A 14213-nucleotide genomic window follows, 5' to 3' on the forward strand; every position below is an offset into this window, starting at 1 on the left:
GGTCCGGGCTTTCGGCTAAAGGATAATCATTCTTAATTACAGGTAAGAAATTTCCTGATAGCGTATGCCCCTCTTTTCCGGTTCACAGGGAGTCCGCCATGCTCAGCCCACACGCTGCGCCGCTACCGACCCAAAGGGATTTCACCCTCAATTTTCCCAACACTTTGAACACGGGTGCCGCCACCGTCGTGCCGGAAATCACCCTGTCCGCCGGGACTGTGTTGATGGACAGCCAGATGTGGATGCAAGAGCCGCTGTGGCAAGGTTTGAAGATCATCCTGGTGCTCAGCGGCCAGCTCAATTGCCGGGTCGAAGGCCAGCAGGAAGTGGAGATTCGCGGGCCGACCCTGTGCGCCGTGGCCAACCAGGGTGAACATTGTGGCGATCACCTGTTCGCCAGTGGTGTGCCGGTGCGCTACACCACCGTGCAGCTGGATTTCCCGTCGATCCGCAGCGTCGGCCTTGAGCCTGAGCGCCTGCTGGATAAACGCGGCGGCGGGCCGATGATGTTCTGCCAGCCCGCGAGCAAACCGTTGCTCGCCCTTGCCCAACAGATTTTCACCTGCCCGTTGCAGGGCCCTGCCCGCTCCTTCTATCTGGGCGGCAAGGCCCTGGAGCTGACAGCGCTGGGGGTGGAGGGAATTCTCGCGCAAACCGAGTCGCGCCCGGTGCAGGACGCCCATTGCAACTCAGCGGACATCGAACGCATTCATGCCGCCCGCGACCTGTTGCTCGGTTCGTTGCAGGCTTCGCCGTCATTGGCCGAGCTGTCTCGCGCAGTCGGCCTCAACCCGCGCAAATTGACCGCGGGCTTTCGTCAGGTATTCGGCACCAGTGTCTATGTGTACTTGCAGGAACAGCGCCTGGCCGAAGCCTATCGCCTGCTCGCCAGCGGTGAGACCAATGTGTCCAGCGCCGCGTACCGCGTGGGTTACAGCCCGGCGCATTTCTCCACGGCGTTTCGCAAGCGTTTCGGGGTTTCGCCCAAGGCGTTGCGCTGACGGGTTGTGAAAGTTCCGCCCTGCCCCGCAAACGAAAGAAATGATCGCTCGACCCAAAGCAATAGCCCTGCGTCACAACGCCTGGATGAGATACGTTTGCATTCGCATTGAACACCTCATCATGGAGTGAAGCATGGGCACCCGCGTTCTGTACCGAGACACCCCAGATTTGCCAATCGATACCGCAGTCCCGCACTTGAAAACCAGTCGCAAGCCCTTGGCAACCCTGATCCATGGCGTTGCCCTGGGCCTGTCGCTGACCCAGATGAACCTTGTGCAGGCCGCCGAGGCGGACACCGATCACGCCCTGGTGCTCGACAGCAGCGTGGTCACCGGGACCCAAGCCGACAGCCCCACCGGACAACAGGCCGGCTACGTGGCCAAGCGTAGCCTCAGCGGGACCAAGACCGACACCGCGCTCAATGAAATCCCCCAGTCGATCTCCGTAGTGACCCGCGACCAGATGGACGCGCAGCAAGTGCAATCGGTGAGCGAAGCGTTGCGCTACACGGCCGGCGTGCAGGCCAACACTACCGCCGCCAGCCAGCGCTTCGACAACCTCTCGATTCGCGGCTTCGACGTGACCAGCACCGGCATGTTGCGCGACGGCTTACGTGGCACCACCACCCAGGCCTGGCCAAAAGCCGAAGCCTATGGCCTGGAACGCATCGACGTGCTCAAGGGCCCGGCCTCGGTGTTGTTCGGCCAGAACGCACCGGGCGGTGTGGTCAACCAGATCAGCAAGCGGCCACTGGACCAGTCGTTCCATGAAGTGCAGCTCCAGGGCGGCAGTTTCGACCGCGCCCAGGGCCAGTTCGACTTCAGCGGGCCACTGGATGACCAGAGGCAATTCCTCTATCGGCTGGTGGGCCTGGAGCGCAGCAGCGGCACCCAGTTCGATCACATCAAGGACGACAAAACCTTCATCGCGCCATCGTTTACCTGGCGGCCGAACGACGACACCAGCCTGACCGTACTGGCCGATTACTCGGAGGATGAATTCGGCGCGCCCCGGGTGTTCCTGCCGACGGTGGGCACGCTCAAGCCGAACCCGAATGGCAAGGTCAAACACAACGTCTTTCTCGACGAACCCGGCCTGGACAACGGCCGCACGCAATACTCGCTGGGCTACCTGTTGGAGCACCGGATCAACGATGTGTGGAGCCTGAATTCCAGCGCACGTTATGGCCACGTCAACCTGCTGACCAACACCGCCAGCGGCATGTCCCTGGCGCCGGACCTGCGCACCTTGAACCGGTCGGCCTACCGCTTCCGCATCGTCGGCGACGTGTACTCCCTGGACAACAATGCCCAGGCCCGCTGGAACCTTGGCGAGGTGCAGATGGTGTCGCTGCTGGGGGTCGATTACCGGCGCACCCGTGAAGACTATTACCTCAACGGCGGCGCGGCATCGTCGATCGACATCTACAACCCGGTGCACGGGGGTGTGTTCGCGCCGAACACCCCGTTCGCCAGCACCTTGCAGCGCGCCGACCAGACCGGGCTCTACGCCCAGCAGCAGATGACGTTCAACGACCGTTGGGTACTGACCGTCGGCGGTCGCCAGGATCATTCGAGTGCGCGCACCGACAACCGCCTGACCGATACCGGGCAGAAGCAGGACGACAACAAGTTCACCTACCGTGCAGGCCTCGTTTACCTGGCCGACAACGGCCTGTCGCCGTACATCAGCTACGCCACCTCGTTCGACCCGGTGCTCGGCACTGATTTCTACGGCACCAGCTTCAAACCGAGCACCGCCAAGCAGTCGGAAGTCGGCATCAAGTACCAGCCGCCCGGGATCGACAGCTACATCACCCTGTCGCTGTTCGACCTGACCCAGCAGAACGTCAAGACCACCGACCCGAGCAACCCGCTGAACAGCGTGCAGACCGGTGAGGTCAACGTGCGCGGCGTGGAGCTGGAAGGCAAGGCCAGCCTCGCCAAGGGCCTGGACCTGCTGGCAACCCTGACCTACAACGACGCCGAAGTCAGCAAGAGCAACAACCCGCTGGAAAAAGGCAACCGCCCCACCGACACCCCGGAAAAAATGGCGTCGTTGTGGGCTGACTACACCCTGCCCTTTGGCCAGCTCACCGGGCTCGGATTTGGCGTCGGCGTACGCTATATCGGTTCCACCGAGGCCGATGCTGCCAACACTGTGAGCGTGCCCTCCTACACCTTGCTCGACGCGGCGGTGCACTACGATTTCGACAAGCTGATCCCGGCGGCCAAGGGCCTGCGCCTGGCGGTGAATGCCACCAACCTGACCGACAAGCACTATTACGAAGGCTGCTCCCTCTCCAGTTGCAGTGCCGGGTATGACCGCAGTGTCATCGCCAGCCTGCGCTATCGCTGGTAACTGCCATGCGTGGGTGGTGGCTTCGTGTGCATCGATGGCTGGCGCTGAGCGTCGGCCTGCTGCTGGCGCTGATTGGCTTGAGCGGTGCGCTGCTGGAACTCAAGGGGCCGATCCTGCGCTGGGAGGTCGGCAGCCAGGCCTTGGACCTGGCTCCGGTTGAACACGGCGCACTGCTGGATGACGCGCAGTGGATCAGCGCGGCACTGGGTGCCTACCCGCAATTTCAGAAAGTCTTTGGCGCCGCAAAACCGCGCCAGGGTTTCCTGGAATCGGACAACGCGATCGTCTTCGGAGCCCTGGAGGATCGGCCCGGCATCGGCATTGCGATGATCGATCCCTACAGTGCCGAGCCACGGGCATTTTTTGTGTTCGATGACCTGTGGCTGGCGAAGCTGGTGGCGCTGCACCGGGCACTGCTGTTGCCGCCGCCCATTGGCGCCGTCGCCCTGTTTGCCTGTGGCCTGGTGCTGCTGGGCTCGGTGGGCAGCGGCCTGTACCTGTGGTGGCCGGGGCGGCGCAGCTGGTGGAAAGCCGCCAGCTTGCGCCCGGGCAGCCAGGGCCTGCGCCGCCTGCGGGAATGGCACAACGTCGCAGCCGCCTGGCTGTGCCTGCCGTTGGCGGTGATTGCCGGCAGCGGCGCCTGGCTGGCCCGGCCCGACTGGTTCTTCGCCAACCCCGCCGCGATCAAACCGCTGTTCTCCGCCGCCCACGGCCACCTGTTGCTCGGGTTGCCCGGCGCGGCCCTGGCCTTTCTTTGCGGCCTGGCATTGCCGCTGCTCTATCTCACCGGGCTGTTGTTGTGGTGGCGCAAACGCGTCCGCCACGTGCGCCCAACTGTTCAAGGAAATTGTTCATGAAACACCCTCTGTTGTTGCAACGCGGCCTGCTGCTCGGTCTTGGCCTGTTAATGAGCGGCCTGGCCTGCGCCCACACCGTCACCGACCTGGCGGGGCGCAAGGTCGACGTACCGGACAAGGTCTCGCATATCCTGCTGGGTGAAGGCCGGATGATCTACTCGCTGTCGCTCCTTGAAGGCAAGAACCCGTTTACCCGCATCGCCGGCTGGCAAGGGGATTTTCGCGGCCTGGACGTGCAGGGTTACGCCGCGTTCCAGAAGCACTTTCCCGAAGCCGACAACGTACCGTTGGTAGGCGGCACCTCCGCCGAAACCTTCAGTGTGGAAAAGGCCCTGGCGGTACACCCGGACCTGGCGATCATGGCCTTGAGCGGCGGCCATGGCCCGAGCCCCGACAGCGAGGCGGTCAAGCAGCTGGAAGCGGCCGGCGTGGCGGTGATTTTCGTCGACTTCAGCGACCATCCGCTGAGCAACACGGTGCCGAGCATGCGCCTGCTGGGCAAGGCTCTGGACCGTAATCAACAAGCCGAGGACTACATCGCGTTTTACCAGGCCTCGCTGGCCAAGGTCACCGATACCCTGGCCAAGGCCGGGACGGTAAAACGGCCGAAGATCTTCATCGACATGCTCGCCGGCCTGCAGGATTGCTGTGGTTCGCCGGGCACCGGCAACTTCGGGGAAATGATCAAGCTCGCGGGTGGCCGGAACATCGCCGACGGGCGCATTCCCGGCCCGATCGGCACATTGAACGTCGAATACATTCTGTCCAGCGATCCGGATGTGTACGTCGCCACCGGCGTATTCGGCCACGGCCAGGGCGGTGTGACCCTCGGCTATTCGGCCACGCCGCAGCAGGCCAACGACAGCCTCAAGCAAGTGTCCCAGCGCGCGCCGCTGAATGAACTGCGGGCGGTACGTGAAGGCAACGTGCATGGCCTCTGGCATATTTTCTATGACTCGCCGGAACACTTGATCGCAGTGCAGGCCCTGGCCAAGTGGCTGCATCCTGAGTTGTTCGCCGACCTGGATCCGGAACAGACCCGAGCCGAATTGTACCGGCGCTTTATGCCAATTCCGGCCAGCGGCGTATTCACCACGAGCCTTGTGCCGTGACGCAGGTGCAAGCCTGTGCGAGCGCCGATGGCGCAGGTGAGCGCTATCGCCACCGCCATGGACGACGGGTATTGCTGTTGTCGGCGCTGGCGTTGGCATTGGTGGTTTCCCTGGCGGTGGACATCACCACCGGGCCTTCCGGCATGAGCCTGACGCGCCTGTTGCAAGTGCTGTGGGACCCGGCTTCGATGCCGCGGGTGGAGGCGGTGATCGTATGGAATGTGCGCCTGCCTTACGCGTTGATGGCGGTACTGGTGGGCGCGGCACTGGCCCTGGCCGGCGCCGAAATGCAGACGGTGCTGGATAACCCGCTGGCCAGCCCGTTCACCCTCGGCGTTTCCGCCGCCGCCGCCTTCGGTGCAGCCCTGGCCATTGTGCTCGGGATGGGCATTCCTGGCGTGCCGGCGCAGTACCTGATTTCGGCCAACGCCTTTCTGTTCGCACTGGCATCGGTGGCATTGCTGTATCTGTTGGCACGCTGGCGTGGGTTTGGTGTGGAGAGCCTGGTGCTGTTCGGGATTGCCCTGGTGTTTGCGTTCAATGCGCTGGTGGCACTGCTGCAGTTTGTGGCGAGCCAGGACAGCCTTCAGCAACTGGTGTTCTGGACCCTGGGCAGCCTGGCCCGGGCGTCCTGGGAAAAGCTCGCGATCCTCGCTGCGGCGTTGCTGCTGTGCCTGCCGTTTTCCCTGCGTCAGAGTTGGGCGTTGACTGCCCTGACCCTGGGCGAGGAACGCGCCCGCAGTTTCGGGATTGATGTCGGCCGCCTGCGGGTGCTGTCGTTGCTGCGCATCAGCCTGCTGTCGGCGCTGGCGGTTTCGTTTGTCGGCACTATCGGTTTTATCGGGCTGATTGCTCCGCATATCGCGCGGCTGTTGGTGGGTGAAGATCACCGCTTGTTCCTGCCAGCGAGCGTGCTCAGCGGTGGCTTGATCCTGTCGATGGCGTCGATTGCCAGCAAGGCATTGATGCCCGGCGTGTTGATTCCGGTGGGGATTGTCACCGCACTGGTGGGAATTCCGTTTTTCATGGCGATTGTGATGCGTAACCGCCGAGGTGCTCTGTGACCGGATTAAGCACACAAGCATTGAGCATGCACTACGGCAGTCGCAGCGTGCTGCAGGACATTCATCTGCCGGCGTTGCTGCCCGGCACCATCACCGCGCTGATCGGCCCCAACGCTGCCGGCAAGTCGACCTTGTTGCGTGGCATCGCCGGACTGCACAAGGCGCACGGCCAGATCTGGCTGGAGGGTGTCGATCTCAATCGCCTGCCGCAAGTCGAGCGCGCGCAACAAGTGGTGTACCTGCCTCAGAGCCTGCCGGAGCGTACGCGCCTGTGCGCCTTCGAAGCGGTACTGAGTGCGGCCATGGCCGGCCATCGCGGCGCGGGTTTTGCGCCTGGGCGGCCGAGCCCGACGGTGCTCAAGGGCGTGGAAAAAATCCTCGCCGACCTCGACCTGACCGCCCTCGCCGACCGCCCGATCGATGCACTTTCCGGTGGCCAGCGCCAACTGGTGGGCCTGGCCCAGGCCCTGGTGCGCCAGCCTCGGGTGTTGCTGCTGGACGAACCCACCAGCGCCCTGGACCTGTATCACCAGTGCCAGGTGGTGGAAGCCATCACCCAGGCCACCCGCGAACGCAACCTGATCACCCTGGTGGTGGTGCACGACATCAACCTCGCCCTGGGCTTCAGTGATCAGGTGGTGGTGTTGCACAACGGTCAGTTGGCCGCTGCCGGGCCACCGCAAGTGGTGATCAATCAGGCGTTGCTGAAAAACGTCTATGGTGTGAGTGGCCGCCTGGAACAGGTGCATGGCCGCCCGCTGGTGATGGTGGATGCACGACTGCCCTTTTCTCCTGCCCTTGGATAACCGATGAACAGCTCCCAAGACGCTGCACTCGCGACTTTGCACACTGACCGCCCATTCAACCTGAGGCCGCTGCTGTTGGCCAACATGGCCTGCACCATGGCGATGATGGCATTTGTCTCGCTGATTGGCCCGATCGCTCGGGTGCTTGGCCTGGCCACCTGGCAGGCAGGTGCGGCGGTCACCGTGTCCGGGGTGATCTGGATGCTTCTGGCTCGTCCATGGGGCCAGGCCAGTGACCGACTGGGCCGGCGCCGTGTGCTGCTGCTGGGCACCGGTGGTTTCACCCTGGCCTACTGGGCGCTGTGCGTGTTTATCGATGCGTCCCTGCAACTGCTGCCATCGGCCATGTTGGCGTTTATCGGGCTGATTCTGGGTCGTGGCCTGATCGGCGTGTTCTACGCTGCGATACCGGTGGGCGGCTATGCGCTGGTGGCCGACAACATTGAGCCTGAGCACCGCGCCAAGGCCATGGCTTCCCTGGGCGCCGCCAACGCCTGCGGCCTGGTGCTGGGCCCGGCGATTGCTGCGCTGTTGGCGCGTCACAGCCTGAGCCTGCCGTTTTATGCGATGGCGGTGTTACCGCTGTTGGGATTCTTGTTGCTGCTGGCCAAATTGCCGCGCCAGGAGCTGCACCTCAAGCAGCCGCCCAAGCCGGTCAACCTCTCGGACCCACGCCTGCGTCGACCGTTGGTGGTGGCGTTTGTCGCGATGCTGTGTGTGTCGATCGCGCAGATAACCGTGGGTTTTTTCGCGTTGGATCGCTTGAAGATGAACCCGGCCGATGCGGCACAAACTGCCGGTATCGCCCTGACCATGGTCGGGCTGGCGTTGATCTGTTCGCAACTGGTAGTGCGCAAACTGGAGTGGCCGCCGCTGCGGATGATTCGCATCGGTGCGGTGGTGTCAGCCCTGGGATTTGCCGGCAGCATGTTCGCTGATACGGCCTGGATCCTGTGGCTGTGCTTTTTTGTGTCCGCGGCCGGCATGGGCTGGATCTTCCCGTCTTTCGCGGCGCTGGCGGCGAATGCGGTGGATGCGTCGGAGCAAGGCGCCACGGCAGGTTCGGTGGGTGCGGCCCAAGGCCTGGGCGTGGTGGTCGGGCCGTTGGCCGGGACCTTGATCTACGCGATCGAACCTCGCCTGCCCTACTTGGTGGCGGCGGCGCTGCTGCTATTGATCGCGTGCTGGCCGGCGGCACGGCAACCAGGTAACACCCCAGGTTGAGCTACCTGTTATTTCTGAAAGTAGACGTCCATCCCTGAAAAGCCTCTGATAAAGCGCGTGGCCACAGCATTAGCTGAGGCCACCTACCTTTTCTGAAGACAAGCACCATGAGCGACGACCTGAATGACTTGACGACATTTACTGACAGAAATTGGAATGGCTGGCACCCGGACCGCCCAGACACCGCAAAGCTTGAGCCACGGACGCCTGGGAACGATCACGAGTTCTACCTCACCAATGCATCCGATGCGGTTCATGAGATGGGTATCTCCAAGTCCTACTCATTCATAAAGGGCACTGAATACACAGTGATCTTTGAATACCGGACCCTATCGGAAACGGACATCATCGTGTTGGCGGGAGGCTTGGAGCAAGCATACGGGCCACATCCACCGTCTCCCGGCTGGACGCGCCTGACTGTCCCTCTTCCGTACGTGAAAGAGGACGGAGGCACTCACCCAATCTCAATCAGACTCTGGTCAAGAAGTGCAGGCAGCGAACCCCATCGCTACGACTTGGACAACATTCTTGTCAGGTCGATTCCGGATTAACCTGCAAGGTCACGGGCCCTACAAAATCCGATACAGCAAACGCTCGATCCGCACCCGGCTGACCCGGCGCAAGAACTTGCCGACGGCCGCCGGGTACTCCACCAGGGTTTCCAGCTGCTGGTAGCGTTCAATACGCGAGGTGTGCTGGAAAATCTCGGCAAGCTCGGTGCGCCGTGGCCCTACCCACTGCCACTTCGGATCATCGATCAGCAAGGCGTTTTCCAGGTCGAGGCGAAACGCTCGCGGGTTGATGTTGTTGCCGGTCAACAAGGTGTAGCGCTGGTCGACCCACATGCCCTTGAGGTGGTAGGTGTTGTCGCCGTCGCGCCACAGGTGCAGGTTCAGCTGGCCGCTGTCGATCATGCGCTGGTGGCGCTTGGCGAAGCGACGCAGGCTTATTTCGTAGAGATACGGTAGCGCGGCGATGACCTTGAACGGCTCGCTCGGCGGGATGTAGAAATCGTTGGCGGTCTTGTCGCCGACAATGATGTCGATCTTCACCCCGCGCGCCAGGGCGCGGTTGATTTCCCGGGTCACCGGCAGCGGCAGGTTGAAGTACGGCGTACAGATAGTCAGCTGGTGCTGGGCGCTGGCAATCAGCTCGCAGATCACCCGGCTCAGGGGGTTGTTCTTGCACACGCCCAGCAACGGACTGACCGTCAGGCTGCCGTTGGGCAACTGCCCCGCCGTGGTGTCATACACCGCGTGTTTCAGGCGGCTGCGCAGGTCGCCGATGTCGTTGCGCAGGCTGCGGGTGGTCGGCGGGTTGGGCAGGTCCAGGCGATGCACCGCCTTGGCGGCCACCAGGCCGTGCTCCACCAGGTGCTGCATCGAGTCGGCCAGCGCCTTGTTGTGGATCAGGTGATAACGGTCGTAGCGGTATTTGTCGAACTTGTGCAGGTACACGTTATTCAGGCTGGCGCCGCTGTACAGCACGCTGTCATCGATCACAAAGCCCTTGAGGTGCAGCACGCCGAACAGTTCGCGGGTTTGCACCGGCACGCCGTACACCGGCACTTCGGTGCTGTGGGACTCGGTCATTGCCTGGTACCAGGCGCTGTTGCCCGGTTGCTTGCCGGCACCGATCAAACCGCGCTGGGCCCGTAGCGAGTCGACCACCACCACGATATCCAGCCCAGGCCGGGCGGCCTTGGCAGCGTGCAACGCGTCGTAGATCTCTTGCCCCGCCTCATCCTGCTGCAGGTACAACGCTACGATGTAGATGCGCTGGGTGGCCTGGGAAATTTTCTCCAGCAGGCAACGGCGGTACTCGGCGGCGCCGGACAGCACCTCGATCGCGTCGGGCGTGAGGGGAAAACCGCGCAGCTTGGGCAACAGGGAGCGTTTGAATAACGACGGCATAGGGCTCGCAATGGGTCGAATCCGAAGGACTCCAGAGCTTACACCATGGGCTGGCTCAGGTCTTCCCGCCCAGGGTTAAAAATAATTAATTGACCAAGGAGAACGATCGTTCTACTGTAATCTCCATGAACGATATCACTCGCGACATTATCCTCGACGTTACCGAAAAGTTGATCTACCGAAATGGCATCGCTGCCACCGGCATGGATCTTCTGGTGAAAACCGCCGGCGTCTCCAGAAAGAGCGTCTACCGCTACTTCGCCAACAAGGACGAACTGGTGATTGCCGCCCTGCAACGCCGCGACGAGCGCTGGATGCACTGGCTGCGCAGCGAAGTTGAACGCCATGCCACCACGGGCGAGCGCCTGCTGGGTGTGTTCAGTGCGCTGAAAACCTGGTTCGGCTCCGACGACTTTCGCGGCTGCGCCTTCATCAACACCAGCGGCGAGACCGGCGACCCGCACAACCCGGTGCGCCAACTGGCCAAGGCCCATAAACAGAAACTGTTCGAGTACGCCCTCGAACTGTGTCAAGCACATGGCACCCCCGACCCGGAACGCCAGGCCGCGCACCTGCTGATCCTGATTGATGGCGCCATTACCGTTGCCCTGGTGATGGGCGACACCACCGCTGCCGATAATGCGCAATCCATGGCGCGAACCCTATTGCAACTTTGACCTGACCTTTAAACCTGTGAAGGAGCCGTCCCATGTCATCCACTGCTGAAATACGCCCGCCGTTGCCGCCGTTTACCCGTGAGTCGGCGATTGAGAAAGTTCGCCTGGCCGAAGACGGCTGGAACTCCCGGGACCCGCAACGGGTGTCCCTGGCCTATACCCTGGATACCCAATGGCGCAACCGTGCCGAGTTCGCCCACAACCGCGAAGAGGCCAAGGCCTTCCTGACCCGCAAATGGGCCAGAGAGCTGGATTATCGGTTGATCAAGGAGTTGTGGGCGTTTACCGGCAACCGCATTGCGGTGCGCTATGCCTATGAATGGCATGACGACTCCGGCAACTGGTTCCGCTCCTACGGCAACGAGAACTGGGAGTTTGACGAGAACGGCTTGATGGCGAACCGGTTTGCCTGCATCAACGACATGCCGATCAAGGAAAGCGAGCGCAAGTTCCACTGGCCGCTGGGGCGGCGTCCGGATGAGCATCCGGGGTTGTCGGAGCTTGGGTTGTAGGCTCGACGCTACACAACTGTGGGAGCGGGCTTGCTCGCGAAGGCAATGGCTCAGCCAACATCTCCAGCGACTGACCCACCGCTTTCGCGAGCAAGCCCGCTCCCACATTGGTATTTGCCGTATCCGTCAGTCCTGGTTCAAACCCACCCGATACAACACGCCGTTATCTTCATCCGTGAGCACATACAGGTAACCATCCGGGCCCTGGCGCACATCGCGGATCCGCGCTTTCAGGCCACCCAGCAGTCGCTCTTCGTGGATGACCTTGTCCCCATCGAACTGCAAGCGAATCAACTCCTGACTGACCAATGCCCCGATAAACACGTTGTGCTGCCAGGCCTTGAACCGGTCAGCGTCGTAGAACGCCATGCCGCTCACACCCGGGGATTTTTCCCAGACGTGGTGCGGTGCAACGGTGCCTTCGACTGTCTTGCCCTTGGCCTCGGGAATCGGCGTCAGGGAATAGTTGATGCCATGGGTTGCCAGGGGCCAGCCGTAGTTTTTGCCCCGCTCGATGATGTTGATTTCATCCCCGCCGCGCGGGCCATGTTCGTTTTCCCAGAGTGTGCCGCTCCACGGGTTGAGTGCCGCACCCTGGGGGTTACGCTGGCCGTAGGACCAGATTTCCGGCCTCACGCCTTCCTGGCCGACGAAGGGGTTGTCTTCAGGTATACGACCGTCCGGGAAGATCCGCACCACTTTGCCTTGCAGCTTGTCGAGGTCCTGGGCGGTGGGGCGGTCGTTGTTTTCCCCGAGGGTCACGAACAGGTAACCATCGCGGTCAAACACCAGCCGCGAGCCGAAGTGGTTGCCCGTGGACAGCTTGGGCTCCTGACGCAGGATCACCTTGAAGTCTTGCAGGCCGCTCAGGTCATCGCTCAAGCGCCCACGCCCGACTGCGGTGCCTGCAGTGCCATTCGTGCCGCCGCCCTCGGCGTAGGACAGGTACACCAGGCGGTCCTCCTTGAAGTCCGGTGACAGCACCACGTCCAGCAGGCCGCCCTGCCCTTTGGCAAACACCTTCGGCACGCCACTCAGGGGCGCGGACAGTTTGCCGTCCGGGCTGACAAACCGCAGGTTGCCGGGACGTTCGGTGACCAGGAAGCCTTGCTTGTCCGGCAGGAACGCCACCGCCCACGGGTGATCGAGGCCCTTGGCAATCGGGGTGACGGTGATACTCCCTTGCTCGCTGGGAAACTGTTGGGTGGCGGCCGCCGAGACAGGCAGCGCCAGGGGCAGCAAGGCAGCGGCGCAGAAGGTCGCTAGAAGGGTTTTGCGTAACAGCATACGGTGGGTTTCCTTGTCGTCTTTACACACTCAATCGCCGCGATTGCCATTGGCGTCACGGGTGGGAGTCTTGGGCTGGATAGCCGGCGGGGTCTGCGCGCCGTCACGGCGCTGGACGCTGTTGCCGATACCGCCGTTTTGCAGGGTCGGCGGCCGCTGTGCCGGCGGAATATAGGTGCCTCGCGCTGCCGGCGCGTTGGGCTGGGTGCCCTGCATGCTGTTGGGATTGGCCTGGTGGATGGGGCCGTTGTAGGGGTTGTTGCTGGTGCCGGGCAGGTTTTGCGCCTGTGCCAACGAACTCAAGGCCAGGCCCAACGCCAATACGGCAAGGTTGCGCAAACGGGTGTTCATGACAAAGCCTCTCTGGACGCAAGTAATACGTGCTTTCGATAACACGCTACGCCTTGGGTTCGACGTTGGTAACTAAATAGTTTCTCATCAGGTGTAACACGATCTGTCTGAAACCCTGGTGCCAGCCGGCTGGCCAGGGAAACTTTTGCCGAATCCGCCCTGTCACCTGAAGACCACACACTTCAGGAATACCGACATGCCACGGGCTATCTGGAAAGGCGCAATCAGTTTTGGCTTGGTGCACATCCCCGTGTCACTGGTCTCGGCCACGTCCTCCCAGGGCGTCGACTTCGACTGGCTGGACAAACGCAGCATGGACCCGGTGGGTTACAAGCGCATCAACAAGACCACGGGCAAGGAAGTCACCAAGGAGAATATCGTCAAGGGCGTGGCCTACGAGAAAGGTCGCTACGTGATCCTCAGCGAAGATGAAATCCGCTCTGCCCACCCCAAGTCCACCCAGACCATCGAAATCATCGCGTTTGTGGCCAGCGACCAGATCCCGTTGCAGAACATCGACACGCCCTACTTCCTGGCCCCCGACAAGCGCGGCGGCAAGGTGTATGCCCTGCTGCGCGAAACCCTGAAGAAAACCCGCAAGGTCGCCCTGGCCAACGTGGTGCTGCACACCAAGCAGCACCTGGCGGCACTGATGCCGCTGGAGTCGGCGCTGGTGCTGGTGATGCTGCGCTGGCCTGCCGAAGTGCGTGGCCTGGACGAGTTGGAATTGGGCAGCGACGTGACCAAACCGACATTGGCCAAGGGCGAACTCGACATGGCCAAGCGTCTGGTGGAAGACATGAGTGCCGACTGGCAGCCGGACGAATACCGCGACAGCTTCCAGGAAAAGATCATGGCGCTGGTGGCGAAGAAGGCCAAGGCCGGCAAGATCGAAGACGTGGAATCCAGCGAAGGTGTCGACGAGCGCAAATCTGCGGACGTGATAGACCTGACGGAGTTGCTCAAGCGCAGCCTGGCCGGCAAGCCCGCGACCAAGGCTGCAGCCAAGAAACCTGCCGCGAAAAAGACCAGCAAGGCTTCATGAGG

Annotated in this window: 14 protein-coding genes; 11 read left to right on the top strand and 3 right to left on the bottom strand. The window is 62.4% G+C overall.

What is annotated here, in order from left to right; genetic code table 11:
- The first annotated feature begins 98 nt into the window (after nt 1-98).
- The 8 genes from QF039_RS13600 to QF039_RS13635 all read left to right on the top strand — a co-directional run bounded on the left by QF039_RS13600 (nt 99) and on the right by QF039_RS13635 (nt 8977).
- Nucleotides 99-1001, top strand: coding sequence for an AraC family transcriptional regulator (locus tag QF039_RS13600; protein ID WP_003218429.1), 903 nt, complete (start codon nt 99-101; stop codon nt 999-1001).
- Nucleotides 1002-1134: 133 nt separating this feature from the next.
- Entirely contained in the window at nt 1135-3363 is a 2229-nt protein-coding gene (locus QF039_RS13605) for a TonB-dependent siderophore receptor (protein ID WP_307518825.1), read from the top strand.
- A gap of 5 nt (nt 3364-3368) precedes the next feature.
- The gene (locus tag QF039_RS13610) at nt 3369-4220 is read left to right on the top strand and encodes a PepSY domain-containing protein (RefSeq protein ID WP_003218433.1); all 852 of its coding nucleotides are present in this window, start codon (nt 3369-3371) and stop codon (nt 4218-4220) included.
- Entirely contained in the window at nt 4217-5332 is a 1116-nt protein-coding gene (locus QF039_RS13615) for an ABC transporter substrate-binding protein (protein WP_003218435.1), read from the top strand. Before QF039_RS13610 ends, QF039_RS13615 begins: the two co-directional genes overlap by 4 nt.
- Nucleotides 5329-6396 (top strand): iron ABC transporter permease, encoded by a 1068-nt coding sequence (locus QF039_RS13620; protein WP_023658859.1) that lies wholly within the window; start codon nt 5329-5331, stop codon nt 6394-6396. The genes QF039_RS13615 and QF039_RS13620 overlap by 4 nt, the downstream gene beginning before the upstream one ends.
- A 26-nt stretch (nt 6397-6422) precedes the next feature.
- Entirely contained in the window at nt 6423-7202 is a 780-nt protein-coding gene (locus tag QF039_RS13625) for an ABC transporter ATP-binding protein (RefSeq protein ID WP_003218440.1), read from the top strand.
- A gap of 3 nt (nt 7203-7205) precedes the next feature.
- On the top strand, nt 7206-8426 hold the full coding sequence (locus QF039_RS13630) for an MFS transporter (protein WP_003218442.1): 1221 nt from the start codon (nt 7206-7208) through the stop codon (nt 8424-8426).
- Between the two features lie 107 nt (nt 8427-8533).
- The gene (locus QF039_RS13635) at nt 8534-8977 is read left to right on the top strand and encodes a hypothetical protein (RefSeq protein WP_008436193.1); all 444 of its coding nucleotides are present in this window, start codon (nt 8534-8536) and stop codon (nt 8975-8977) included.
- An 18-nt stretch (nt 8978-8995) separates the two neighbouring features.
- Here QF039_RS13635 and pssA read toward each other — a convergent pair whose 3' ends face one another.
- A complete protein-coding gene (gene pssA / locus QF039_RS13640) occupies nt 8996-10339 on the bottom strand; it encodes a CDP-diacylglycerol--serine O-phosphatidyltransferase (RefSeq protein ID WP_307518832.1) in 1344 nt (447 codons plus the stop codon).
- A 125-nt stretch (nt 10340-10464) separates the two neighbouring features.
- Between pssA and QF039_RS13645 the strand changes: the two genes are divergently transcribed.
- Both QF039_RS13645 and QF039_RS13650 read left to right on the top strand, forming a co-directional pair.
- Entirely contained in the window at nt 10465-11016 is a 552-nt protein-coding gene (locus tag QF039_RS13645; RefSeq protein ID WP_102369151.1) for a TetR/AcrR family transcriptional regulator, read from the top strand.
- 32 nt (nt 11017-11048) lie between these two features.
- On the top strand, nt 11049-11528 hold the full coding sequence (locus QF039_RS13650) for a nuclear transport factor 2 family protein (protein WP_102604993.1): 480 nt from the start codon (nt 11049-11051) through the stop codon (nt 11526-11528).
- A 126-nt stretch (nt 11529-11654) separates the two neighbouring features.
- Here the strand turns inward: QF039_RS13650 and QF039_RS13655 are convergent, their stop codons facing one another.
- Together QF039_RS13655 and QF039_RS13660 are read right to left on the bottom strand one after the other, a co-directional pair.
- The gene (locus QF039_RS13655; RefSeq protein WP_003218452.1) at nt 11655-12815 is read right to left on the bottom strand and encodes a PQQ-dependent sugar dehydrogenase; all 1161 of its coding nucleotides are present in this window, start codon (nt 12813-12815) and stop codon (nt 11655-11657) included.
- Between the two features lie 30 nt (nt 12816-12845).
- Nucleotides 12846-13166: a hypothetical protein gene (locus QF039_RS13660; protein ID WP_003218454.1), complete on the bottom strand. Its 321-nt coding sequence runs from the start codon at nt 13164-13166 to the stop codon at nt 12846-12848.
- A gap of 196 nt (nt 13167-13362) precedes the next feature.
- Here QF039_RS13660 and QF039_RS13665 point away from each other — a divergent pair, with 196 nt between their 5' ends.
- On the top strand, nt 13363-14211 hold the full coding sequence (locus QF039_RS13665; protein WP_003218456.1) for a Ku protein: 849 nt from the start codon (nt 13363-13365) through the stop codon (nt 14209-14211).
- Nucleotides 14212-14213: the final 2 nt, after the last annotated feature.

Origin of the sequence: Pseudomonas sp. W2I6 (assembly GCF_030815935.1) — a bacterium.
GTDB lineage: Bacteria > Pseudomonadota > Gammaproteobacteria > Pseudomonadales > Pseudomonadaceae > Aquipseudomonas.